At 70.7% G+C, this 23,436-nt stretch carries 19 protein-coding genes; 11 read left to right on the top strand and 8 right to left on the bottom strand.

Annotated elements, in window-relative coordinates; translation table 11 throughout:
• The first annotated feature begins 129 nt into the window (after positions 1 to 129).
• On the top strand, positions 130 to 666 hold the full coding sequence (locus ACWC2B_RS02745; RefSeq protein WP_053727372.1) for an HNH endonuclease: 537 nt from the start codon (positions 130 to 132) through the stop codon (positions 664 to 666).
• 79 nt (positions 667 to 745) lie between these two features.
• Here the strand turns inward: ACWC2B_RS02745 and ACWC2B_RS02740 are convergent, their stop codons facing one another.
• Positions 746 to 3,655, bottom strand: coding sequence for a beta-N-acetylglucosaminidase domain-containing protein (locus tag ACWC2B_RS02740; RefSeq protein WP_450714621.1), 2,910 nt, complete (start codon positions 3,653 to 3,655; stop codon positions 746 to 748).
• A gap of 198 nt (positions 3,656 to 3,853) precedes the next feature.
• Here ACWC2B_RS02740 and ACWC2B_RS02735 point away from each other — a divergent pair, with 198 nt between their 5' ends.
• The 3 genes from ACWC2B_RS02735 (at position 3,854) to ACWC2B_RS02725 (ending at position 6,453) form a co-directional block, all read left to right on the top strand.
• Positions 3,854 to 3,997 carry a hypothetical protein gene (locus ACWC2B_RS02735; protein WP_159047870.1) on the top strand — a complete coding sequence of 48 codons (144 nt, stop codon included), beginning with the start codon at positions 3,854 to 3,856 and terminating at the stop codon, positions 3,995 to 3,997.
• Positions 3,998 to 4,001: 4 nt separating this feature from the next.
• Positions 4,002 to 6,044: a 4-alpha-glucanotransferase gene (malQ, locus tag ACWC2B_RS02730; RefSeq protein ID WP_450714620.1), complete on the top strand. Its 2,043-nt coding sequence runs from the start codon at positions 4,002 to 4,004 to the stop codon at positions 6,042 to 6,044.
• 169 nt (positions 6,045 to 6,213) lie between these two features.
• Positions 6,214 to 6,453: a hypothetical protein gene (locus tag ACWC2B_RS02725; RefSeq protein WP_450714619.1), complete on the top strand. Its 240-nt coding sequence runs from the start codon at positions 6,214 to 6,216 to the stop codon at positions 6,451 to 6,453.
• 641 nt (positions 6,454 to 7,094) lie between these two features.
• Here ACWC2B_RS02725 and ACWC2B_RS02720 read toward each other — a convergent pair.
• Complete coding sequence (locus tag ACWC2B_RS02720) at positions 7,095 to 7,685, bottom strand: MarR family winged helix-turn-helix transcriptional regulator (protein ID WP_450714618.1); 591 nt, start codon at positions 7,683 to 7,685, stop codon at positions 7,095 to 7,097.
• Positions 7,686 to 7,800: 115 nt separating this feature from the next.
• On the opposite strand from ACWC2B_RS02720, the gene ACWC2B_RS02715 reads away from it, so the two are divergent.
• The 4 genes from ACWC2B_RS02715 to ACWC2B_RS02700 all read left to right on the top strand — a co-directional run bounded on the left by ACWC2B_RS02715 (position 7,801) and on the right by ACWC2B_RS02700 (position 12,100).
• Entirely contained in the window at positions 7,801 to 9,093 is a 1,293-nt protein-coding gene (locus tag ACWC2B_RS02715; RefSeq protein ID WP_450714617.1) for an MFS transporter, read from the top strand.
• A 98-nt stretch (positions 9,094 to 9,191) separates the two neighbouring features.
• Positions 9,192 to 10,145 carry an EamA family transporter gene (locus ACWC2B_RS02710; RefSeq protein ID WP_450714616.1) on the top strand — a complete coding sequence of 318 codons (954 nt, stop codon included), beginning with the start codon at positions 9,192 to 9,194 and terminating at the stop codon, positions 10,143 to 10,145.
• Between the two features lie 82 nt (positions 10,146 to 10,227).
• Positions 10,228 to 11,154, top strand: a complete 927-nt coding sequence (locus tag ACWC2B_RS02705) for a DMT family transporter (protein ID WP_450714615.1) — start codon at positions 10,228 to 10,230, stop codon at positions 11,152 to 11,154.
• A 34-nt stretch (positions 11,155 to 11,188) separates the two neighbouring features.
• The gene (locus ACWC2B_RS02700; RefSeq protein WP_450714614.1) at positions 11,189 to 12,100 is read left to right on the top strand and encodes a LysR substrate-binding domain-containing protein; all 912 of its coding nucleotides are present in this window, start codon (positions 11,189 to 11,191) and stop codon (positions 12,098 to 12,100) included.
• A gap of 12 nt (positions 12,101 to 12,112) precedes the next feature.
• Here the strand turns inward: ACWC2B_RS02700 and ACWC2B_RS02695 are convergent, their stop codons facing one another.
• Positions 12,113 to 13,015, bottom strand: a complete 903-nt coding sequence (locus tag ACWC2B_RS02695) for an aldo/keto reductase (RefSeq protein WP_450714613.1) — start codon at positions 13,013 to 13,015, stop codon at positions 12,113 to 12,115.
• 157 nt (positions 13,016 to 13,172) lie between these two features.
• Between ACWC2B_RS02695 and alc the strand changes: the two genes are divergently transcribed.
• The gene (gene alc / locus ACWC2B_RS02690) at positions 13,173 to 14,372 is read left to right on the top strand and encodes an allantoicase (RefSeq protein WP_450714612.1); all 1,200 of its coding nucleotides are present in this window, start codon (positions 13,173 to 13,175) and stop codon (positions 14,370 to 14,372) included.
• Positions 14,373 to 14,773: 401 nt separating this feature from the next.
• On the opposite strand, the gene ACWC2B_RS02685 is transcribed toward alc, so the two are convergent.
• From ACWC2B_RS02685 to ACWC2B_RS02675, 3 genes are all read right to left on the bottom strand, one after another.
• Entirely contained in the window at positions 14,774 to 16,927 is a 2,154-nt protein-coding gene (locus ACWC2B_RS02685) for an AIPR family protein (RefSeq protein ID WP_450714611.1), read from the bottom strand.
• A 54-nt stretch (positions 16,928 to 16,981) separates the two neighbouring features.
• Positions 16,982 to 18,490: an N-6 DNA methylase gene (locus ACWC2B_RS02680; protein ID WP_450714610.1), complete on the bottom strand. Its 1,509-nt coding sequence runs from the start codon at positions 18,488 to 18,490 to the stop codon at positions 16,982 to 16,984.
• 199 nt (positions 18,491 to 18,689) lie between these two features.
• Positions 18,690 to 19,157, bottom strand: a complete 468-nt coding sequence (locus ACWC2B_RS02675) for an ATP-binding protein (protein ID WP_450714609.1) — start codon at positions 19,155 to 19,157, stop codon at positions 18,690 to 18,692.
• Between the two features lie 155 nt (positions 19,158 to 19,312).
• Between ACWC2B_RS02675 and ACWC2B_RS02670 the strand changes: the two genes are divergently transcribed.
• Entirely contained in the window at positions 19,313 to 20,179 is an 867-nt protein-coding gene (locus ACWC2B_RS02670; protein WP_450714608.1) for a DUF5753 domain-containing protein, read from the top strand.
• Positions 20,176 to 20,397, top strand: a complete 222-nt coding sequence (locus tag ACWC2B_RS02665; protein ID WP_450714607.1) for a DUF397 domain-containing protein — start codon at positions 20,176 to 20,178, stop codon at positions 20,395 to 20,397. The genes ACWC2B_RS02670 and ACWC2B_RS02665 overlap by 4 nt, the downstream gene beginning before the upstream one ends.
• Before the next feature lie 59 nt (positions 20,398 to 20,456).
• Here ACWC2B_RS02665 and ACWC2B_RS02660 read toward each other — a convergent pair whose 3' ends face one another.
• Positions 20,457 to 22,064 (bottom strand): type I restriction-modification system subunit M, encoded by a 1,608-nt coding sequence (locus tag ACWC2B_RS02660; protein WP_450714606.1) that lies wholly within the window; start codon positions 22,062 to 22,064, stop codon positions 20,457 to 20,459.
• Complete coding sequence (locus tag ACWC2B_RS02655) at positions 22,061 to 23,365, bottom strand: restriction endonuclease subunit S (RefSeq protein WP_450714605.1); 1,305 nt, start codon at positions 23,363 to 23,365, stop codon at positions 22,061 to 22,063. Before ACWC2B_RS02655 ends, ACWC2B_RS02660 begins: the two co-directional genes overlap by 4 nt.
• Between the last annotated feature and the right edge of the window lie 71 nt (positions 23,366 to 23,436).

Genomic DNA, 23,436 nt, shown 5'->3' with positions numbered 1-23,436 from the left:
GGGATGTGGTCGAAAACACTTCGAGCCCGTTACCTGGACGTGGTGGCGCTTCGACCAGCCATGAGGAGAGACTGGAGAGCAGATCGTCCCGGCGCGAGCCACGCGCCGCCGGCGTAATAGGAGGCACCCGTGCCGCATGTCCTGGTCCTCAATGCGTCGTACGAGCCCCTCGGCGTCGTACCGCTCCGCCGCGCGCTCGTCCTCGTCCTCGAAAACAAGGCCGTCAGCCTTGAGGAGTCCGGCGCCTTCATGCATAGCGCGACCCGTGCCGTCGCGGCGCCCAGCGTCGTACGGCTCAAGAGATTCGTACGGGTCCCCTACCGGGGGCCCGTTCCGCTGACCCGCCGTGCCCTGTTCGCCCGGGACGGCGGCCGCTGTATGTACTGCGGTGGCGTCGCAACCAGCGTCGACCACGTCATCCCGCGCAGCCGCGGCGGCCAGCACGCCTGGGAGAACGTCGTCGCCGCCTGTCGGCGCTGCAACCACGTCAAGGCGGACCGCCACCTCATGGAGCTCGGCTGGCGCCTTCGCCACCAGCCCGCCCCGCCCACCGGTCTGGCCTGGCGGATCATCGGCACGGGGCACCGCGACCCGCGCTGGCTGCCCTACCTCCAACCCTTCGGCGCGGACGACGCCCTGGCCCGGATCGACGGCATCTCCGCCTGACGCGATCCGGGCCCTGTCGTACGTCCCGGGCCACGGGATCGCCCCGGCCACGGGGTCCCCGGGCCCTGTCGTATCCCGGCTATGAGCCGTCCGCGACGGCGTACGCCTCCACCGACCACAGCGAATAGCCGGACCGCGACGCCCGCCGCATCCCCTGGACCCGGATGAAGCGGGCGTCCTTCGCGTCCATATGGACCACCTCACGCCCGCCCTTCCCGGCGTCTACGCTCCCCGCCGTACGCCAGCTACGGCCATCGGACGACACCTGCACCTCGTACCCCGCGGCACCGGCGCCCTGCCACTGGAGCACCACCAGGCCGACCCGGGCGGGCCCGGCGAGCTCGGCCTGCCACCAGGCGGTGTCGTCGGGGAGCGAGGTCCAGCGGGTCCCAGGGTCGCCGTCGGCCGCCGCGCGGGCCGGGAAGGACGGGTCCGCGTCCCCGGACGAGGTCGCCTTCGAGCCCGCGATCAGGTCGGGGCCGCCGGTGCGGGGGTAGGCCCGCACGGTCAGGGTGGTCTCCTGGCCCGCGAAGGCCAGCGGCACCTCGTACTCGCCCGCGGGCGTGCCCTTCGCGACGCTCACCTCGACCGGGACGCCGGCGCTCGTGCCACGGGCCACCGTCGTGTCCCGGGGGAGCCGCACCGTGATGCCCCGCGGCGCCCGCGCGGTCAGCGCGCCCCGCACGTCCTCGGGACCCATCGCCGCCACCGAGGCCGTGACGCGCTGCGCGGCCCCGCCGATCTCGGCGTCCGTCGAGGCGTGGTCCAGGGTCAGGTGAGCCCGCGGCCGGTCCGCGTACCAGGGCACCAGGCGCCGCACCCCGGCCGCGCCGCCGGACACCCGTACCGCGTCCGCCCGCACCCCGTTCGCCGCGATCTGGGTCCACCCGGACGCGTCGAGGAGGCCCACGGTGCGCCAGTCCTCGCCCGGGATGTGCGCCTGGACCTCGCCCGTGGTGCCGGGCTCCGCCATCACGGTCAGCGCCTGGACGGGGCGGCCGCCGCCGAGCCCGACCGTGTAGGCGTCCGGCGCGTCGGTGACGTCCGCCGCCGGATGGTCCGCGCCCGTCCACGCGTCCGCCTCCCGCACGGCCCGCTCCAGGAACGCGCCGAGTACGCCCTTGCCGACGGTGACCGGGGCGTGAGCTGCCGCCTCGCGCACCGGGGCCAGGGCGAGCGAGGCCCGCCAGGCCGCGGCGCCGTCCCCGGCCGACTGCGCCTGGAGCAGATCGACGGCCAGCTCGCCTGCCTGCCCATAGCGCGCCAACTGGTCGATCCAGGGCGCCAGTTCACTCCCCACCGCCGCGTCCGCGAGGCGCTGCGGGGCCTGCCGCATCACCGTGAACGCGCCGCGCAGCTCCTTGGCCGCACGATCGCGCGCCGCCGCGTCCGGGCCCGTACGCGCACTCCAGAAGGCGTCCATGAGCGGACGCAGATACGCCGACTCGGAGCCCCCGAGCACCGAGGAGGAGTCGTTGCCCGCAAGGGCCGTGAGCGCCTCGCCGGCCTTCGGGTCGCCGCCCGCCAGGTCGTCGACGGCGGCCCGCCAGGACTCCTGCGGCTGGTAGCCCTGCGGGTTCCACGCGAAGTCGGCGGCCGTGAACAGCGGGATGCGGGACGCGGCGGGCTGCTCCATCGCGTTGGCGAGCAGCGCCGCCGAGCCCACCGCGACACCCGGCTCGCGGCCGGTGTACGGGCCGAGGAAGATCCGGCCCGGCGCGTAGTCGTTGACCGGGTAGTTGTCCATCGTGACGAGCTGATGGCCCAACGCATCGCGGGCGCCAGCGAGTTGGTAGCCGCTGATGGTGCGCGGCACGACCCCGACCCCGGTCCAGGCGACCTGCACGCCGGGAGCGAGCGCGGCCGACAGGGCGCTGCGGTACTTGGTCGCGCCGTCCTGGTAGTACTCGGTCGGCATCAGCGACAGCGGCTCAGAACCCGGGTGGGCCGAAGCGAGATGGGCCGCGACCGCGTTGGCGACCCGGGCATGCGCCTTCGCCGCGGCCTCGGGGCCCGAGCCGAACGTTTCCGCGTCCGCGCCGCAGTGCCACTCGCTGTACGAGACGTCCTGGAACTGGAGCTGGAACGCCCGCACCCCGAGCGCCCACATCGCGTCGAACTTGCGGTTCAGCTTCGCGACATCGGCGTCCGAGGACAGGCAAAGCTCCTGGCCGGGCGCCACCGCCCAGGCCAGCGTCACATGATTGCGGGCCGCCCGGTCCGCGAGCGCCCGGAACGCGTCGCGCTGCTCGGCGGGGTACGGGTCGCGCCACTGGGCCTGGCGGTACGGGTCGTCGCCCGGCGCGTACAGGTAACGGTTCTGCTTGGTGCGGCCCATGAAGTCCAGCTGGTCCAGGCGCTGTTCGAGACTCCAGGACTGGCCGTAGAAGCCCTCGGTGATGCCGCGCACGGCCGTGCCGGGCCAGTCGCGCACCGCGAGGCCCGGGATCCGCCCGTCGCCGTGCCCGTCCCTGCCGAGCAGCTGGCGCAGCGTCTGCGCGGCGTGGAACAGACCGTCGCCGCCCACCCCGTCCACTGCCACCGTGTCCCGCCCGCCGACCCGGCCGACCCCGATCCGGTAGCCGCCGGCCGGCAGATCGCCCCGCGCGGGCACCCGCAGCGCCCGCAGCGCGTCATCGGCGCCGACCCCGCCGAGCCTGAACACCGGCCCACCGCCCGGCAGTTGACGGTGCAGGGTGCGCACTCCCGCCGCCTTCAGCGCGTCCATCACGGCCTGCACGGCGTACGGATCGGCGGCCGGGTCCGCGAGCAGCACGGCCTCGCTGCCGAAGCCGACCGGCGACCCGGCGGGCTTCAGTGACTGTGGCCGAGGCCACACCTGGGGCGGCGCGCCCGCGTCCAGAGCCGGATCGGAGGCGGTGAGAGCGGGTCCCGACGGGGCGGCGAGGGCGCCGGGCGCCGCACCGAGCAGGCCGCCGATCACGGCGATCGCAAGCGCTGTCGCCCTCTTCCCGCGACCGAGCTGCACGGGCCACTCCTCACCTGACACTGCGTGAGTCACGAGCCCACCACCCGTCCGCCGAGGGTGTCAATGCGAGTGGTCGATGTGTCTGATATGCCTGGTGCGATGCGTGCGGTACCAGCTTGTGAGCGACGGTACGTCTGGCGGGCCGCCCGCTGGGTAGGGCACCTCTGTCCCTGCCGTCCACCGAACCTGGAGGCCCCCGTGGTCGCCCCCGCCCCCGAGCAGCCGCTGACCAGCGAGCCCCCGATGGCCGACGCCGAGCCCCTGATCAGCGAACCCCCCATGGCCGAGACCGCCCCGCTGACCAGCGAGCCCACGCCGGTGGCCGCGGCCGCGGGGTTCTGAGGCCATGACCCTGGCCCGGCTCGCCGCCCGGCACGGCGTGGCCACGTCGTACTCCCCGTCGGCGGGCGTCACCGTCGACGTGCCGGACGCCACGGTCGTCGCCGTCCTCGCCGCACTCGGCGTCGACGCCTCGACCCCGGCCGCGCTGCGCCGGGCCCTGGCTGTCGCCGAAGCCGCCGAGGCGGACCACCTGCTGCCCCCGACGCTGGTGCGCTGGGGCGACGGGCCGGTGCCGGGCCTGTCGGATGAGCTGACGGTCATCGGCACGCCGGTCGATCAACTCCCGCTGGGCGTACACCAGTTGAACGTACGCCACCGGGACGGCCGCACCGCGACCGCGACCCTGATCGTCGCGCCGGACGGCGTACCGCAGCCCCCGTCCCGGACCCACGGCTTCCTGGTCCAGCTCTACTCGCTGCTGTCCGCCCGCTCCTGGGGCATGGGCGACCTCGGCGACCTCGCGGAGCTCGCGAGCTGGTCGGGCCGCACGCTCGGCTCCGGATTCGTGCAGGTCAACCCGCTGCACGCGGCCGTACCCGGCGCGCCGACCGACCCGTCCCCCTACCGCCCCTCCTCGCGCCGCTTCCCCGACCCCGTACATCTGCGCATCGAGGACATCCCCGAGTACGCGTACGCCACCGAGCGCGCCGGACTCGACGGGTTGACCGTGCGCGCGGCCGCTCTGCGGCAACGGGTCCTGGTCAAAGGGGAGTTGATCGACCGGGACGCGGTGTGGGAGCTCAAGCGCGAAGCCCTGGAGATGCTGCACCGGGTGCCGCTCGCCCCCGGCCGCCGGGCCGCCTACTGCGACTTCCTCGCCGGTCAGGGCCAGGCCCTGGAGGACCACGCCACCTGGTGCGCGCTCGCCGAACGGTACGGGCCGCACTGGCGGCGCTGGCCCGAGGGGCTGCGCGACCCCAGATCCGCCGCGACCGCCCGCGCCCGCCGCGAGCTCATCGACCGCGTCGACTTCCACACCTGGCTCGCCTGGCTCACCGACACCCAGCTCGCCGCCGCCCAGCGCGCCGCCCGCGAGGCGGGCATGCCGGTCGGCCTCGTCCACGACCTGGCGGTCGGCGCGCACCCCGAGGGGGCCGACGCCTGGGCCCAGCAGGACGCCTTCGCACCCGGCATGTCCATCGGCGCACCCCCGGACGCCTTCAACGCGCGCGGCCAGGACTGGGGCCTGCCGCCCTGGCGCCCCGACGTCCTCGCCGCGTGCGGCTACGCCCCGTACCGAGGCCTCCTCCAGGGCCTCCTCCGCCACGCGGGCGCCCTGCGCATCGACCACGTGATGGGTCTGTTCCGCCTCTGGTGGGTGCCGGAGGGGCATCCGCCGACGGACGGCACGTACGTCCACTACGACGCGGAGGCGATGCTCGCCGTCCTCGCCCTGGAGGCGCACCGCGCGGGCGCGGTCGTCATAGGGGAGGACCTGGGCACGGTCGAACCGGGCGTACGCGAAGCCCTGGCCGAGCGGGGCGTGCTGGGCACGTCGGTCCTGTGGTTCGAGCGCGACTGGGTGGGTACGGGACGGCCGCTGGCCCCCGAGGACTGGCGGCCCGGATGCGTCGCCACCGCGACCACCCATGACCTGCCGTCCACGGCGGCCCGCCTCACCGGCGAACACGTCCAGCTCCGCCACCGCCTCGGCCTCCTGGCGACCCCGCTCGCCCAGGAGCAGACCGCGGCCCGCGCGGAGGTCGCCGAGTGGCTCGGCTACCTGGAACGCCTGGGCCTCCTCCCCGACGCCCCCGGTGACGAGGAGACGGAAATCCGCGCGATCTACGGCTTCCTGCTGCGCACCCCGGCCCGGATGGTGGGCGTGTGGCTGCCGGACGCGGTGGGCGACCGCAGACCGCAGAACCTGCCGGGCACGTGGGACGAGTATCCCAACTGGCGCCTCCCGGTGGCGGGGCCGGACGGGCAGCCGATGCCCCTGGAGGCGATCGCGGCTTCGCCGCGGCTGCATGCGCTGATGCGGGTCTTTCCCAGGAGGGGGACGGGTGCGAACCCGGGCACGGTCGGCCCCGGGGGCCCGGCTTGAGGTGGGCTCTTCCGCGCCGGGTTCGGTGTGCGGCTTTGTACGGCAGCCCCGCCTGACGTGGACTTTCCGTGTTCGGTTCGGGGCGCGGACCCGGTGCGCGGCCGCGGTGCGCGCCCCGTACGGCACCCCCGGGCGCGCGGCCCTCTTGGGCGTTCGCTACGTTTGCACCGTGGACAAGAAGAACGCCCTGCGCGCCGGCGCCGTAGCAGCCGGTACGACGCTGATGATGCTGCTCATGTCGTCCCCGGCGCTTGCGCTCACGCGCGACGACGGTGACGACCCGGGGACCGGCCTGAGCGTGATCGACACGATCGGTCTGTTCGTGGTCGCGCCGATCGCGCTGTTCGCGGTTATCGCCGGGCTGGTCATGGTGCTTGACAAGTCCCGGAAGGCGCCGGAGAAGGCGTAGCCGGCGGGTTCGTCGGCCTGACTTTCCCAGCCACCCGCCCGCCCGTTCTGCCCCCTGCGAGGGCGGAGCGAGGGGGTGGGTGGTTGCCGTTTCGTCGGCGCCCGCGGCCGGGCGGTCGTCCCCTGGGGCTCCGCCCCAGACCCCTTTGACCCCACCCCACCCCTTCCCGAAACCCGCCGGGGGTGGATGGCTCGGGTGCGGCCCGGTGGTCGTTTCCTGGGGCTCTGCCCCAGACCCCGTTCGCGCCTGAAGGGCGCTCGTCCTCAAACGCCGGACGGGCTGGGGATGCCCGCACGGGCATCCTGCCAAGGGCGACCCTGATAGGGGCGCGGGGAACTGCGCGGCCAGCCACGCACGGTCCGCAGCGGAAGGCCGTCCACGGGATCCCGGCCCCCTTCGGGGCCGCACGCGGGGACGGATCTCAAGCCCATGCGCATCCCCCGGGGGCTGGGGATGCCCGCACCGCACCCTGCTAGGGGCGCGGGGAACTGCGCGGCCAGCCATGCACCGCCCGCAGTCGAAAGCCGTCCATGTAACCCCGGCCCCTTGGGGCCACCCGCGGGGACGGATCTCAAGCCCGCCCCCCATCCCCCGGAGGGTCTCGGGAAGGGGCGGGGTGGGGGATTCAACCGCCCCGCACCTCAATGCGCCGCCAGCAACTTCCTTAGCAGCGCGGACAGTTGAGCCGCCTCGTCCCTGTCCAGCGCGGAGGTCAGAACCTCCGTCTGGGCGGCCAGCCCCGCCGTCACCGACTCGTCCACCAGCTTCAGCCCCTTCTCCGTGAGGGTCACCCGTAGACCCCTGCGGTCGGTCGGGTCGGGGCTGCGCCGCAGCAGCCCCGCCTTCTCCAGCTTGTCGAGGCGCCCCGTCATCCCCCCCGTCGTCAGCATCAGCGTCGCCGAAAGCTGCCGCGGCGACAGCGTGTACGGCTCGCCCGAGCGTCGCAGCGTGGCGATGACGTCGAACTCTCCCCGCCCGATGCCGAATTGCGCGTACTCCTTGTCCATCCGCTCGCCCATCGCGCGCGCGATCCGGTAGATCCGGCCGTACACCGCCATCGGGACCGTTTCGAGGTCCGGGCGGACCGCCGCCCACTGCGCGGTGATCGCGTCCACCGCGTCCACCGCGTCCAGCGCGTCCGAGGGGGTCTCGGACGGCGGCTCGGCGAGCGCCGGGTCCGGGTTCGGGTCCGGGCTCGGGTTCCGGGGCGGGGGAGTCTTTGCGGCAGTCATGTGGCCCAGTATCCGAGGCCGTTCGGTCGGACGCAAGAAAGTTGCTTGACGGAAAGTAGCTTAGGAGTAAGCTACTTTCCGTCAAGTGATCGCCCCGAATCCCGCCGGAGCCCCCATGCGTACGCACCGCAGCCGCAGCCGTACCGCCCGCATAGCCGGCGAACGCCGGATGCTCGTCGCCATGGCGGTCGACGCGACCGGCTCCGGGATGTACGTGCCGTTCAGCCTGGTGTTCTTCCACCACGTCACCGGGCTCCCGTTCGCCACCGTCGGACTCGTACTCACCGTCGTGGGGCTCCTCGGGCTCGGCGCGCTGCCGCTCGCCGGGGCCGCCGTCGACCGGTACGGGGCGAGACGCGTGCAGCTCCTGCTGTACGGGGTGCGCGGCGCGGGCTTCCTGCTCTACCCCTTCGCCCACTCGCTGCCCGCCTTCGCCGCCGTCGCGCTCGCCACCGCCTTCGGGGACCGGGCCTTCCCCGCCGTACAGCAGTCGCTCCTCGGCGAGGTCGCCCAGGGCGCCGACCGGGACCGGCTCCAGGCCTCCTCGCGCGCCCTGCGCAACGGCGGACTCGGCGCGGGTTCGCTCCTCGCCTCGCTCGTCGTCGGGTTCGCCGGGGACGCCGGGTTCACCGCGGCGGCCTGGCTGAACGCAGCCAGCTTCGCGCTCGCGGCCCTGCTCATGCGGGGCGTACGCGCCGAGCGGCAGGCCCCGGTCGAGGGCGGCGCCCAGCCGTCCGCCGGCTACCGGCAGGTCTTCGCCGACCGGCCCTTCCTCGGGCTCACCGCCGCCAACTTCCTCAATGCGCTGGGCTATTCGGCCCTTTCGGTCCTCTTCCCGCTGTACATCACCACCTGGCTGCGCGGGCCCCAGGCCATCACCGGTGTCGCGTTCACACTCAACACCGTGATGTGCGCGGCGGGCGGGGTCGTGGTCGCGGCACGGGTCCGGTCCCGCGGCGCCCGGCGCACCCGCTCCTCGGCGCTCGGCTCGCTCCTGTTCGCCGCCGCGTTCGCCGCGCAGATCGTCCTCGGTACGTTCCGGCCCGGCTCGGGGGTCGTCCTCGGCGGGGCGCTGCTGCTCATCGTCGCGCTGTACACGCTGGGCGAACTCGTCCACAGCCCGTCCGCCGGGGCGCTGTCGGTCGCGGCCGCGCCGGAGGCCCTTCGGGGGAGGTACCTGGCGGCGTACCAGCTGTCGTGGTCGCTGTCCGCGGCGGTCGCGCCGTCGCTCTTCACGGCGCTGATGTCGGTCGACGGGCGCCTGCCGTGGGCTGTGCTGGTCGGTACGTCCCTGGTCGCGGCGGTCGTCGTGGTGCGGCTTGAGCGGGTTCTGCCGACGGGCGCTGTGCGGGTCGCTTTCGCTGGGCGGGTGGGGGCGGGCGCGGGTGTGCCGGTCGCCGCACGCTGATCCGTTCCCCACCCCGCCCCTTCCCGCTGTCACACTCTGCGGCTCCGCCGCGTGGCCTCCGGGGGAGTTCGTTCTCCACCACTCACAGGAAGTCAGTCATGAACCAGAACCGGCTCGTCACCGTCGCCCTCACCGCGCTCGCCCCCGTCTCCTGGGGCTCCACCTACTTCGTCACCACTCAATTCCTGCCCGCCGACCGCCCGTTGTTCACCGGCATGATGCGGGCCTTGCCCGCAGGACTCGCTCTGCTCGCGCTCACCCGGCGGCTGCCCAGAGGTGACTGGTGGTGGAAGGCGGTCGTGCTCGGGGCGCTCAACATCGGGGCGTTCTTCCCGCTGCTCTTCCTCTCCGCCTACCGGCTGCCCGGCGGCATGGCGGCCGTGATCGGGTCGGTGGGGCCGCTCTGGGTCGCGGGTCTCGCCGCCGTGTTCCTCGGCGAGAAGCCCACCCTGCGGACCCTGCTCACCGGCATCGCCGCAGCGCTCGGGGTCAGCCTCGTCGTCCTCAAGGCGGCCGGCGCCTTCGACGCGATCGGGGTGATCGCCGCGCTCGGCTCCTCGGCGAGCATGTCCGCCGGGACCGTGTTCACCAAGCGCTGGGGGCGGCCGGAGGGCGTCGGGCCGCTGGTTCTGACCGGGTGGCAGCTCACCGCGGGCGGGCTGCTCATCGCCCCGGTCGCCTTCTTCGTCGAGGGCGCCCCGCCCGCGCTCGACGGTCGCAACCTCGCCGGATACGTCTACCTCGCCCTGGTGAACACGGCCGTCGCGTACTGGCTCTGGTTCCGCGGCATCGGCCGCATGACCGCCACCTCCGTCACCTTCCTCGGCCCGCTCTCCCCGCTCACCGCCGCCGTCATCGGCTGGGCGGCACTCGGCCAGGCCCTCGCCCCCGTCCAGGTCCTCGGGATGGCCATCGCCTTCGGCGCCACCCTGGCCGGCCAGACCGCACCCAAGGGCCCCGGAAGGTCCAAGTCCCTGCAATCGTTCAGTTCTGCTGAAGATAGCAACGTAAAACTTTCGATGGACGTGACGAGTCACCCGGTGCGACGGTAGGGCCACAGGGGCACACCAGGCGCCACGCCAACGCCAGCAACAAGCGCCGCCCCACCCCCGCTCACACCGAAACGGAGTCATCGTGACCGTCGTCCTGGACCGAGTCCGCAGCACACCGCGCGCCACCGCGGCCAAGAAGGCGGGCGGAGCCTCCGGTCTTGGCCTGGTCTTCGCGGCCGTCGCGACGGTCGTCTGGTCCGGGAGCTTCGTCGCCTCCCGGGCCCTGCACGACTCGGTGCCGCCCGTCCAGGCCGCGTTCTGGCGCTGGCTGATCGCCATCGTCGCGGTCGCCCCGTTCGCCGCTCGCGAGACCTGGCGCCAACGCGCCCTGATCCGGCGTCACTTGGGATTCCTCACGGTGGCCTCGCTGCTCGGCATCACGGTCTACAACACCCTCGTCAACCAGGCCGGGACCTCCACCTCGGCCGGCAACATGGGCATGATCATGGCTGCGTCGCCGGTCCTGATGGCCGTCCACGAGCGCCTCACCGGCGGCCGGCTCGGCGCCCGCCGCACCATCGGACTGCTCGTCGCCGTGTCCGGGGTGCTGCTCCTGGTCAGCAAGGGCTCGCTCGATCTCGACCTCGCTCCGGGCGACCTCTGGATGGTCGCGGCCGCCCTCAGCTTCGCCTCGTACAGCGTGCTCCTGAAGCGTCGTCCGGCCGAACTCGGCGCGCTCGCCTTCCTGTTCACCACCTTCGTGCTCGGCGCGCTCATGCTGGCTCCGGTGTACGGGGTCAGTCTCGCGGCGCAGGGCGGCTTCGCCGCGACGCCCGGCACCGTCGGACCGCTCCTCTACGTCGGCGTGCTGTCCTCCGCCGTCGCCTTCTTCGCCTGGAACAAGGCGATCTCCCTGATCGGCGCCGCCCGCGCCGGAGTCGTCTACTACCTCCAGCCGGTCTGCGTGGCCCTGCTCTCCTACCCCCTGCTCGGCGAGTCGACCGGCCCGGCGCAGCTGGTGTGCATGGCGCTCATCCTCGGCGGGGTCGTCCTCGGATCCCGCAGGTGAGGCGCCCGGGGGAGGCGCCGGTATGTTGCGTCCCATGAGCGAGTGGGACATCAAGAAGCTGCACATCCTGCGGACCCTGCGCGAGCAGGGCACCGTGACCGCGACCGCCGAGGTGCTCATGATGACGCCCTCGGCGGTCTCGCAGCAGCTGTCCAACCTCGCCAAACAGCTCGGCGTGACGCTGCTCGAAGCGCACGGCCGCCGCGTCCGCCTCACCGACGCGGCGCATCTCGTACTGCGCCACGCCGAGGTCGTCTTCGCCCAACTGGAGCGCGCGGACGCCGAGTTGGCGGGCTATCTGCAGGGCGAGGCGGGCGAGGTGAGGATCGGGGCGTTCTCGACCGCCGTGCCCGCCCTCGTCGTACCGGCCGTGCAGCAGCTGCGCCGCAGCCATCCGGCCCTGGAGGTACGGGTGCGGGAGGCCGAGGCGGCCGAGGCGTACGAGCTGCTCTCGGCCGGAGCCGTGGACCTCGCCCTCTCCCTCGCCGCCCATGCGCCGAGCGCCCGCGACCCGAAGTTCGCGCTTCTTCCGCTGCTCACCGACCCGCTCGACGTGGCGCTTCCCGCCGGGCACCCGCTCGCCGCCGAACCGGGCCTCAGGCTCGCCGACCTCGCGCACGAGCCCTGGATCTTCGGCGGCAGCGGCCCCTGGTCGGAGATCACCACGGCGGCCTGCGAGGCGGCCGGATTCGTCCCCGAACAGGCACACAGCGCGGCCGGCTGGACCGCGATCCTGTCCATGGTGGAGGCCGGGATGGGCGTCGCCCTGGTGCCCAGGATGGCCGCGGCGGACCGACGCGCGGGCGTCGTCATGCGGATACTCAGCGCGGATCAGCCTCGGCGGCATGTCGTGGCCGCCGTGCGGCGCGGCGCGGAGGAGGGCCCGGCGGTGGCCCGGGTGCTGGCCGCCCTGCGAGAGGTCGCGGGCGCGCGGGTTGCCGGTTAGGCGATCTGCCGGTTACGGGGTGTCCAGGCGAGCCAGTTCGTCCTCGCTGAGCCGCAGCGCGCCCGCCGCCACGTTGTCGACGAGGTGGGCCGGGTCGCCGGTGCCGGGGATGGCCAGCACGTGCGGGCCGCGGTGCAGGGTCCACGCGAGCCGGATCCGCGCCGCGCTCACGCCCCGCTCGCGCGCGACGGCAAGCACCGCCTCGCTCTCCGCGCCACCCGCACCCGTCTCGCGTCCGGCCCCGGCGATCGCGTAGAACGGCACGAACGCGATCCCCTTCTCGCCGCACAGCCGCAGCATCTCCTCCTGCCCCGCGGGCGCGCCGATGCCGTACGGATTCTGCACACAGACGACGGGCGCGATGGCCAGCGCCTCCTCCAGGTGCGCGGGGCCGACGTTGGACAGGCCCAGGTGCCGGATGAGCCCCGCCTCGCGCAACTCGGCGAGCGCGCCGAAGCGCTCGGCGATCGAATCGGTGCCGATGATGCGCAGGTTCACCACGTCCAGGTGGTCGCGGCCGAGCTGGCGCAGGTTCTCCTCGACCTGCCCGCGCAGCGCCTCGGGCGTCCTGGCGTGCTCCCCCCACTCGCCCGACGGGACCCTGGTCGGCCCGACCTTGGTGGCGATGACGAGGCCGTCCGCGTACGGGGCGAGCGCCCGGCCGATCAGCTCGTTCGCGGAACGCAGCGGGGAGAAGTAGAACGCGGCGGTGTCGATGTGATTCACGCCGAGCTCAACCGCCTTGCGCAGTACGGCGATTGCCCGTTCCCGGTCGCTCGACACGGCATCGGCGCGCAATGCCGCGCCCTGCTGGGGCAGGCGCATCGCGCCGAAGCCGATCCGGTTGACGGTCAGGTCGCCGAGCTGCCAGGTGCCCGCGGCCGCCGCGGTGATGGTCTCTGAGGTCGTGGTCATGGCGGGAGTCTGGCAGGGACGGGGCGGCCCGCCCCGAGATGGCAACAAGCTGCCAGGAGCGGGCAGCCGGTGCCCAGCCAAACGTTCAGTATCACTGAACAGACTGTGTGGAAACTTTCGATGGACGTGGGGTGTGGGGCGGGCGAGAGTCGGGGTCATGACTTCCGCCACCGACGCCGCCGACGCCACCGAGAACACCGCCGACCACGCATCCGCAGCGGACCCGCACGCCAACGACGCCGCCCCCTACGGAGGCGGAGACCCGTACGCCGACTACCGCTACGGTGACTTCGCGTTCACCGAGCTCGTCGACCTCGCGGACCGTCGGCTCGGGGCCGGAGTCATCGCCGCCAACGACGAGTTCTTCGCCGAGCGCGAGAACCTGCTCGTCCGCGAGCGGGCCGTGTTCGACCCGGAGCGCTTCGGGCACAAGGGCAAGATCATGGACGGCTGGGAGACCCGCCGCCGTCGCGGCGCCGACGCCGATCATGTCTTCCCCGCGCCCGAGGACCACGACTGGGCGCTCGTACGGCTCGGCGCGCCCGGCGTGATCAAGGGGATCGTCGTCGACACGGCGCACTTCCGCGGCAACTACCCGCAGGGAATCTCCGTACAGGCAACGGCGGTTGAGGGCTCGCCAAGCCCCGAGCGGCTTCTCGCCGACGACGTGAAGTGGGACGAGCTCGTCCCTTCCCCAAGCTCCAAGGAGCAGGGGAGGCCCCATGCGCCGGTGCGCGGCCACGCCGAGAACGGCTTCGAGATCACGACGGGCCGCCGCTACACCCACGTCCGGCTCTGCCAGCACCCCGACGGCGGCGTCGCCCGCCTGCGCGTGCACGGCGAGGTCGTACCGGACCCGGAGTGGCTCGACACGCTGGGCACGATCGACCTCGTGGCGGTCGTCAACGGCGGTGCGTACGAGGACGCGTCGGACAAGTTCTACTCCTCGCCGACGCAGATCATCCTTCCGGGTACGTCGCGGAAGATGGACGACGGCTGGGAGAACCGCCGTCGCCGCGTCCGCGACACCAACGACTGGGTGCGGTTCCGGCTTGTCGCACAGGGGGCGATCAGGGCGGTCGAGATCGACACGGCGTACCTGAAGGGCAACTCGGCGGGGTGGGTCGCACTGAGCGGGCGCGACGGGGAGGCGGGGGAGTGGTTCGAGATCCTCCCGCGTACGAAGCTGCAGCCCGACACGCTGCACCGGTTCCGCCTCCCGGCGCAGGCGGTGGCGACGCATGTCCGCCTCGACGCGTTCCCCGACGGCGGGGTGGCGCGGATGCGGCTGCACGGCGCGCTGACGGCCGAGGGTGCGGCTGAACTCCGGCGCCGCTACACGGAGTTGACCGGCTGAGCCCGGCCCCTCCCTCTTGCCTCCGCCCGGCGGAACGGCTGCGCGTATGGCGCCCGTCCGTCGGGCGGTTTTCATTCCCCCACCCCGCCCCTTCCCGACTGCGACACTCTGCGGCTCCGCCGCGTGTGCCCCTGGCGGGGGACCCGGGACATGGGGACGGGCGAAGTCGCCGGTTGGGGGCGGGCAGCTGGTGATCGAGACGGTTGTCCGGCTGAATCGGTAGGTCGGCGGCGCCTGCCCTCGACCGTTTAGACTCGGGTGAAGACGGCGCTGAGGCTGTGGGAGAGCGTCTCGGACGTAGGAGACGCTCATGGCCGACCCTCGATTGTGCCTACAAGCGCTCGATGTAACCACAAACGAGAGGTTCGCGTGACGGCCTGAAAGCCCGTGGCGCTAGTCAGTCACTCGGCGTCCCCCGACTCCTCCATGCCGTCGAGGAGCCGCCGGGCGAGGATGGCGAGTGTCTCGCCCTCCTGCGTAGCCCAGCGGGCGGTGCCCTGGTTTGCGACCGGACGACCTTCCCACTCGGCCAGCTCCCACATCCGTGCGATGAGACCGCTCGGCGAGTACGCGTTGCCGTCGGCGGCCCAGACGATCGGGCGCGCCCGGTTGCTGTTGGTCCACTTCGCGAGTGCCCGGCGCGGGTTCGCGTCGAGCCATGCGGCGAGCGCGTCCTTCTCCGGCTGTAGGTACAGGGCCAGGTGCAGCGGTGCCCCCTCCTCCAGGGCGCCCTTGTCGACGATGACGTGCACGGCGTTGGGCCTGCGGCGCTTACGCGGCTTGTTCTCCCCGCGCCGGTACTGCGCGGCGGCGTCCTCGCTTCCGCCGCCTTCGAGGGCTGCCAGGGCCGCGGTCACGAGGTCGGCGGCCTGCCCCGGATCGGCGCACACCCGCTGGAGACTCGACCGGGTTCCCACACCGTCCAGAGCCTGTACGACCGCCGGGACAACGCGCTTGACCAGGTCTGGCACCTGCTCCTTGGCCTCAGCGGCCCACGTGAGCGACTGGTCCGGCTCGCCCATGCCGGCGTCCTGGGCGAGGAGCTGCCGGAACACCAGGTGGGTGATGAGGAACGTGCCGTCGTCGATGACGGCGGCCGCGCGCCCGGCGTACTGTTCGCGTTCCGTACGCAGAGCCGTACGCACCGCCCGGAGGACGTTCACGGCGTTCCAGGTTTCATACACGTTGGGCACGGAGCGGAAGAGGGGGTCGTAGATGCCGCTACCGCCCCGTTCCCACAGCACGTCGGTGGAGCCGGATGCGACGAGCCGGGCCGCGAACCGGCTGCCGCTGTGGGCGCAGGCGAGCGCGCACGCGGCTTCCACCACGGAGCAGCCCTCGTCGTCCTGGGGTTCGAGTTCGCTGCGGCGCACGCTGTACACGAGGCCCAGTTCGGCACTGAACTCGTCGATGAGCACCGCCTGGACGGGGTCGAGGGCGATACGGTCACGCTCGGTGATGTGGTTCTGGCGGTTGGTGGCCTGGGTGGTGCGGTTGGCGAACTCGGTGTCGCCGCCGGTGACGATGAACCGGACGGTGACCTGGGCGAGTCCGGCTTCCTCGGACTGCTGGGCGGCGTCGATGACGGAGCGTACGGTCTGTGCGCCGTTCACGACACTGGCGCCCTTGGCGGTGAGGCGGACGGGGTGGCGCTCGGGGAACTTCTGCGATCCGGGCACTGCTTCCAAGGAGTCGCACAGGACGGTGACTCCGTTGTTGAAGTACCAGAAGTGGGACGGCTCGCCGGTGAGGGTGTCCAGCAGCTCCTTGTTGATGGGGGTGAGCCCCAGCGGGTTGCGGATGTTGCGGACGAACAGCTCGTTGCCGTGGTTGGCCCAGGTCGCGACCTCTTCGGCCTGTATGACGCCCTCGTAGGAGAGGTAGGGCGAGGGCACGCTGAACCAGGGGTGAAGCGTCGCCGTCAGCGTGACGGGTTCACTTTGCTGGTCCTTCCGGACCAGAGTGTGGATCTCCTTGGCGTGCAGAAAGCGATGGTCGACGTAGTCGCCGTGGGAGTTGAACTCCCCCTCGCCGTTCTTGATGACCTGCAGTACGCCCGGCGACGGGGGCTCTGTGCCCATGAGGACGATCACTTGTGTGATCTCGGTGGTCTTCTCACTGATGAGGCCGTGTGCCCGCTTGGCGAGGATCTGGCCGCGAGGGTTGAACTGGGCGGCCTCTCCGGAGTCGATGAGGGTCAGCCCGGCGAAGAGCTTGTGGACCGCGGTCTCGTCGGCCTTGGCCTTTCCGGTCGGGCTCCACTTGGCCTGGACGAGGTAGATGTGCGCGGCCGTCTCGTCTATCGCGATGGCGTCGATGCCCTGGTCCTGGCCTCCGTCGATGACGCAGTCGGCCGCCTGCTCCGGGGTCCAGCCTGTCATGATGCGCACGGCGTGCGCGGCCAGGGCGCGGGAGCGGAAGGCGGGCTGGGTCTGCTCCGGCGGCCGGTTGCCGAAGTCACTGATGTCGATGAGGCCGGTGTACGTCTCGTCGAAGGCGCGCTCGACCTGGCGGACCTGGGTGGGGATGTCGGGCTGCTGGGGAGTGGCGTTCACGGTGTTCCTGTTCGGCTGACTGCGAGCGGCGAAGAGGGCGTGGGTACGGGAGCGTCAGCTGAGCGAGTCGAGCACCACCTGGAAGCTCCTCTGCGCGTCGCCGAGATGGTCCACGATCGACTGGGCGATCTCGCGCGGGTCGCCGAAGTCGTCGGGCGCGTCGATGGGCCCGGCATTCAGGAGGAGGCTGGTATCGCGGCTGTCCAGTATCTTGCGTACAGCGGCACGGCCGTATCGCTTGAAGCGCGACGATTCGACGCGCCCCGCGCACCCCTCCTCTCCGGGCCGGTACGCCTCCAGGAACTCTGCGAAGTCCTCCTCCATGAGCGGGTTCTCGGTGTCCGTGTGGTGCAGGTCGCGGGCGTCGTACACCCACAGCTCGTCGGTGGCCGGATCGCCGTTCGGGCGCAGGACGGACTTGGTGAAGAACAGCACGTTCGACTTGGAGCCGGTGTCGTGGAACATGCCGGTCGGCAGCCGCAGCAGGGTGTGCACGTCGCAGTTCCTCAGGAGCGCCCTGCGGATGGTGGCCGCCGCTCCGCCGTGAAACAGCACACCGTCGGGGACGAAGACGGCCGCCCTGGCCCCCTGTGGCAGGGTGATGGCCAGATGCTGGAGGAAGTTGGCCGGGAGCGTGGCGTTCTGCGCCCAGAAGTCGTTCCGCCGCTCGGTGTTCGCTTCGACGTTGCTCTTGAACGGCGGGTTGCAGATGGCGACGGTGGCGGCCACGTCCCGCTCGTACCGGCGTACCAGGCGTTCCTTCGTGTCGAGCGAGTCCGCGCGCAGAATCGGCGGTACGTCGTGGAACTGACGCCCGGTGTTGAGGAGCACGTTCATCGTCGCCAGGCGGCACATCTGTACGTCGATGTCGGCACCCGCGATGGCGGCGGCGTCCACGCGGCCCCCGTGCGCGGCCATCTCGCGGTGGGCGGCGATGAGGCTGGTGCCGACTCCGACAGCCGCGTCGACCATCCGGTCCCGCGGGGTGAGGGCGAGCGCCTTGGCTATCACGGTGAGCAGGTAGGGCGGGGTGAGGAACTGGCCCGTCTCCCGCTTGGCCCGGATATCGTCCCGGCAGTCGGCTATCAACAAGGAGAAGGCAGAACCGAGCTCGTCCCGGAGCACGTCCGACCAGCGGTACGGGTCGAACTCCTCGACGATCAGCCGTCCGAGATCCGCCATCTTGTCGGCCGGCCAGGGGCGGGAGTCGTGGAAGAGGACACTCGCGATGGCCCGGCGGGGATCCTGCGGGTTCGGCTTGCCGAGTTCGGCCATTAGCCCGGTCAGGGCACGGTGCAGATCCTCACCGCCGGCCAGCACGAGGCTCGGCCAGCTGCCCGCAGGCGCGATCGGAGGGCTCGCGAACATCCCCGTCCGCTGGGCGCGTTCATGGTCGAGCTTGAGGAAGAGTAGGTACGCGATGTGCTCGGTGAACTCCAGCCGCGTCAGACCTTTGAGACTCGGCTTCTGTTCGAAGAACCGCTGCCAGCGCCGGAATATCCCGTCTGTCGTCCAGTGTGCCTCCGGCCCTCTCGCCCCGATGTTCTCGCGCTCCGTCGCCATGCCCCACCCGTTCTCGAACGTCCATGTCCGAGTGGATACGCCGACGGGCCACCCCCCTGTTCCGGCAGCGTCGGATCCGGTGACGAAGCGCTCTGAGAACACATCTGAACAGGCCGATCGGGCCGCAGGCGATCAACTCCCTTCCAGGGTAGGCGCAAAGTCGGCATCGGGGGCCCCGAGCAGTACTTTTTTCGGCCTGTCAGACCCCGTTCTCCTGCTGCTCCGGAATCCAGCAGCGCACCTGCTTGCCGACCGGCGTCCCCGTGACCCGCCACCCCGGTGCGAGCAGATCGACCAACGGCAGCCCACGCCCCGACTCCGCCTCGGGGTCGTCCAGCTGTACGCCGCCCCGCACGGGCAGCATCCGGCGGTACGGGTCGTGCAGCCTGACCCGGACGCCTCGCTCCGCATCATCACCGCGCCCGAGCGGCATGACCCCTACTTCGGCGACGAGCGGAACGAAGTCACCACACGCGCGGACCGCGTTCCCGCACAGCTCGGACATCACCAACTGTGCGGAGTACATGAGGTCTTCGCCGACCCCGGCGTCAGCGAGCGTCTTGGAGATGAGGGTGCGGGTGGCGCGGAGGTGGTCGGGGGTGGCGGTGAGGTGGAGGACGAAGCCGGAGGGGGTGGGGGTCTGGTACCAGCCGAGGGAGTGGGGCATGGGGGGGCTCCTCTGCGTCGGGGGCGAACTTTCCTCGCCTCACGATGACTTGAGAGTGGCCATCGGCTCCCTGAAATCGCAACCTTTCTACCCTATCGGGTGACGGTTTCCCTTTGCTTCCCGTCAGGGCGTGGCGCGAATGGCAACATGCCGGTATGCCGAACGCCCCTTTGGCCCCAACCGTCAGGCGCCGCCGACTTGGAGGAGCGCTTCGCAGGCTCCGCAACGAGGCTGGCCTGAGCCTGGACCGCGCCGCCTCCGCGATGGCGTGGCAGAGCCCGAAGATGTCGAAGATCGAGAATGCCGTACAGGCGATCCGACCCGCCGACCTGGACAAGCTGCTCACGATCTACGGAGTGAATGACCATGAGGTCCGCGACACTCTGGAGCAGCTGAGAAACGATGCGGCGAAGAAAGGCTGGTGGCAGGCATATTCGCAGGTCGTCGGTCCCCTTTACGCGGACTACATCTCCCTGGAGACGGACGCCGAGATGGTGTGCTCATGGTCGCCCCTGCTGGTTCCGGGGCTGTTGCAGAGCGCCGCCTACGCGCGCGAGACCATCGCCGGGATCACCACCACCCGAAGCGTTGAGGAGGTCACCGCCTTGGCGGAGGTGCGCATGGCTCGCCAATCCGTGCTCAGCCGTCCTGGCGCCCCTCTGGAGTTCTGGGCGATCATCCACGAGGCAGCCTTGCGCCTGAGGTTCGCGAGTCGGCCCGGCACGATGCGAGAACAGTTGCGCAGACTTCGCGAGACCGCGGAGCTGCCCAATGTGACAGTGCAGTTGATGCCCATCGATGCAACACCCCATCCAGGGCTTGAAGGCGGCTTCTCGCTCACCAAGTTCCGGGCACCGCTACCGAGCGTCGTCCTCTTGGAGAACCCAGGCGGAGCCACGTACGTTGAAGGCGAAGACGCGGTCCCCTTCGAGCGGGCGTGCGAGCGCATTCGCGCCACCGCCATGCCCGTCGAGGACTCACTCGTACGCATCGCCGAGCTGGAAGAAGGCTTCCGGAAGTGACCGACCGCAAAACTGAGCTGTACGAACAAGACCTCGATGGCGCCGTCTGGCGCAAGGCCACAGTCAGTGGAGCCGAGAACGACTGCGTCGAGGTCGCCGAACTGCCGCACGGCGCGCGGGCTGTACGTGATTCGAAGAACCCGGAGCGGGAACCACTGCGGTTCACCGCGTCGGAGTGGGCCGCGTTCCGGGCGGGTGTGATCGCGGGCGAGCTCTGAGCACGGAGAACAGCGGCGGGCCGGTGGTTCTCGGTGAACCACCGGCCCGCCTGCTGGCTCTAGTTCTCGTCGGCCGACGGCGGTACGTCCTTCTTCAAGGCACGGGCCACGGCCGTGAACTGGGCGAGCGCCACTTCGAGTTCGTCGACGATCTCCTGGGCGATCACGTCCGGCGGCGCGTAATCCGTGGTCGCGGTGGCGTCGGACTTGAGCACCGTGAGGTCCAGGTTGACCTTGTCGCGAGCGATCAGCTCGTCGTAGTCATACGCGCGGAAACGGTCACTCGGGCTGCGCTTGCTGAAGTTAGTGGCCCCGGAGTGGTACGCGGCCACGAAATCGTCGAGGTGCTGGCGGCCCAGCTGGCGCTGCTTGAGCGTGAAGCGCTGGTCCGTGCGGAAGTCGTAGACCCAGAGCTCGCGCGTGCCGGGGCGGCCTCCGGAGCGTTGGCCGGTCTTCTCGAAGAACAGGACGTTGGCCTTGACGCCGTTGGCGTAAAAGATGCCGGTGGGCAGGCGCAGCAGGGTGTGGACGTCGCAGAGGTTGAGGAGGTTCCTGCGGATGGTCTCGCCGGCGCCGCCTTCGAAGAGGACGTTGTCGGGGAGGACGAGGGCAGCTCGGCCGTTGGTCTTCAGCAGGTTGTAGATGTGCTGGACGAAATTGAGCTGCTTGTTGGTGGTTGGTGCCCAGAAGTCGGTGCGGGAGGTGTAGGACTCGCCGGTCACCGAGCCGACGCCGAAGGGCGGGTTGGCGAGCACGATGTCGTAGTGCCGCTTCGGGGGGCGGGCCAGGGAGTCCTGGATGGTGATGAGCGGCTTGGCCTCGGAGCTTCCGATGCCGTGCAGCAGCATGTTCATCAGGGCCAGGCGGCCGGTCTCGCGGACGAGTTCGTAACCGGTGATCGCGCCGGTCTGAAGGGCGCGGCCCTTGTCGCCGTACAGCTCGTCCTCGTAGTTCTGGACGAGGTGGGCGTGCGCCGCGATGAGGAAGCCGCCGGTGCCGCAGGCCGGGTCGGTGATGGTCTCGCCGGGCCTCGGCTGGACGCAGTCGACCATGGCGTCGATGAGCGGCCGGGGCGTGAAGTACTGGCCCGCGCCGGTCTTGCGGTCCTCGGCCCCGCGCTGGAGGAGACCTTCGTAGGCGTCGCCCTTGAGGTCCTGGTTCTCGGTGGTCCAGGTGTAGGGGTCGATCAGGTCCTTGATCAGGCGGTCGAGGACGGCCGGTTCATGGATCTTGTTCTGCGCCTTGGTGAAGACCTCACCGAGCATGGTGCCGCCGCGCTGACCGAGATCCTTGAGGACGAACTCGTAGTGGTCGAGCAGCGCTTCGGCGGACCGGGTGGTCAGGCTCTTCCAGTCCCGGCCCTCGGGGACGAGAGGCTTCTCGGGGGCGTTACGCCGGAAGGCGGCCGGGCGGTTGGCGCGCTCGTCGGCCATCTTCAGGAAGAGGAGGTACGTGAGCTGCTCGACGTAGTCCAGGGTGGAGACACCGGAGTGGCGGAGCAGTTCGCAGTACGACCAGAGGCGGTTGACGAGGGTGGAGGTGGAGGCCGGGGCTGCGAGGGCAGTCTTGGTCTTCACTTCCACCGCGCGAGGGGTGCCGGGTGCCGGGGCCGCGTCAGCGGGATCCTCGGGGGTCGGCTTGTAGGTGCTGCTCATGACGGTGCTCACAGGGGAAGTGTTTCTTGGGTACCGGTGGGAACCGGCTGGCCGGAGGCCTGGGGGGCAGTCGTACGGGATGTGCGCATGCGCCTGACCGGCTTGACCTCGGCAGACCGCTGAGCACGGTTCCGGACGAGGAGGACAGATGCCGGCTCGTCATCGGGGTCCTGGGGCATCAGGGCTCCGGTGAGGGCTGCGTGGAAGAGGGCATTACGGAGCTTCGAAGCCCTCGCCCAGCCGTCAGTCACTGCTTCTCGCAGTCCCCGCAGGTCCTCTTCCAGTTCCTGAACACGAGCAACTATGTTCCGCTGTGTACCAAGGGGCGGAATCGGAATTTCGAGGTTCTGAATCTTCCCCTTATTAAGCGCCGGCTGATTACCGCCTGAAGCCTCCCTGCGTGTTTCCTCATAGCGAGCCATGAGAAAGTAGTACACAAACTCGGGCAGGATCGCAGTTTCCGAGACTCGGATCGATGCACAGTTCTGGTTATGCGCAGCAGGAATATCAAGGATTGCCGCCTGGCCTCGCGTCCGCCCTTCGCCGATCATCGCGATCATCACCGTTCCGGGCGGATGAATCCGAGCCTCAGGACTTGTGATCGAATCAACCGTGATTGACTCTCTCGTGGATGAAATGCGAGCGAAGGATACCTCGCCACTGCTCACCCAGGGGACATCACCACCCCAGTAAGCCGAATTGCCGCGTGACGGAGTTGACCCAACAGCAACCTTAAAAAGTTTTCCTATAGTTGTCCATCGCCATCCGTCAGGGATATCCCAAGGCCCCTCATCCAGAGCAGCGGAGTCCCGCACGAGAACCTGTGCATCCCCTTCAGAAAGGTCTTCGGAAACAAGTTTCCCATGCAAGGCATCGTGAAGGGCGGCCTGAAGAAAATACTCCCCTTTTGCGTCCGCGACACCTAGAGACCCCTCTCCCGCGTGGATGTGCACCAGCTGCTCGTCCAGTTTGGTGACGATGCGATGCTGTTCAGCGAGAGGCGGTACGGGAACCTCGATCTCCAAGATATCCCGCTCCCGAACCGCAGGATAATTTACTCCACGCTGCTTCTCGACAACACGCGAGATGAACTCACTCGATGAAGCCAGATGAAACAGAAATCGGCGATCTATCGCCTCTCCGGCTCGCAGAACGCAAAATCCCGTGGAAGCGATCTCGCCATCGAACTCTTCGGGAACCCAAGCGATCTTCCGCAAATATGGCCGAACCGTCGAGAACACCGTATCGCCGCGCCTCAAGAGTTGACGTGCACGACTGGGAGCTGCGTCGGCTTCGGTCTCGACAGCACCCACGATTGAAAGAGTGGAGGGATCAACTGATCCAATGTCGACGTATTTAAATGTGCTGCGTCCAAGCTCAGTGG

This window comes from Streptomyces sp. NPDC001415, from assembly GCF_053597395.1.
This window is presented reverse-complemented; position numbering and strand designations above follow the sequence as displayed.

What these genes read in the sequence shown, in the direction of transcription:
- ACWC2B_RS02670 (WP_450714608.1), top strand. Translation starts at nt 19,313, where the DNA reads ATGCCGAACGCCCCTTTGGCCCCAACCGTCAGGCGCCGCCGACTTGGA.
- ACWC2B_RS02710 (WP_450714616.1), top strand. Translation starts at nt 9,192, where the DNA reads ATGAACCAGAACCGGCTCGTCACCGTCGCCCTCACCGCGCTCGCCCCC.
- ACWC2B_RS02720 (WP_450714618.1), bottom strand. Translation starts at nt 7,685, where the DNA reads ATGACTGCCGCAAAGACTCCCCCGCCCCGGAACCCGAGCCCGGACCCG.
- alc (WP_450714612.1), top strand. Translation starts at nt 13,173, where the DNA reads ATGACTTCCGCCACCGACGCCGCCGACGCCACCGAGAACACCGCCGAC.
- ACWC2B_RS02695 (WP_450714613.1), bottom strand. Translation starts at nt 13,015, where the DNA reads ATGACCACGACCTCAGAGACCATCACCGCGGCGGCCGCGGGCACCTGG.
- malQ (WP_450714620.1), top strand. Translation starts at nt 4,002, where the DNA reads ATGACCCTGGCCCGGCTCGCCGCCCGGCACGGCGTGGCCACGTCGTAC.
- ACWC2B_RS02675 (WP_450714609.1), bottom strand. Translation starts at nt 19,157, where the DNA reads ATGCCCCACTCCCTCGGCTGGTACCAGACCCCCACCCCCTCCGGCTTC.
- ACWC2B_RS02700 (WP_450714614.1), top strand. Translation starts at nt 11,189, where the DNA reads ATGAGCGAGTGGGACATCAAGAAGCTGCACATCCTGCGGACCCTGCGC.
- ACWC2B_RS02680 (WP_450714610.1), bottom strand. Translation starts at nt 18,490, where the DNA reads ATGGCGACGGAGCGCGAGAACATCGGGGCGAGAGGGCCGGAGGCACAC.
- ACWC2B_RS02715 (WP_450714617.1), top strand. Translation starts at nt 7,801, where the DNA reads ATGCGTACGCACCGCAGCCGCAGCCGTACCGCCCGCATAGCCGGCGAA.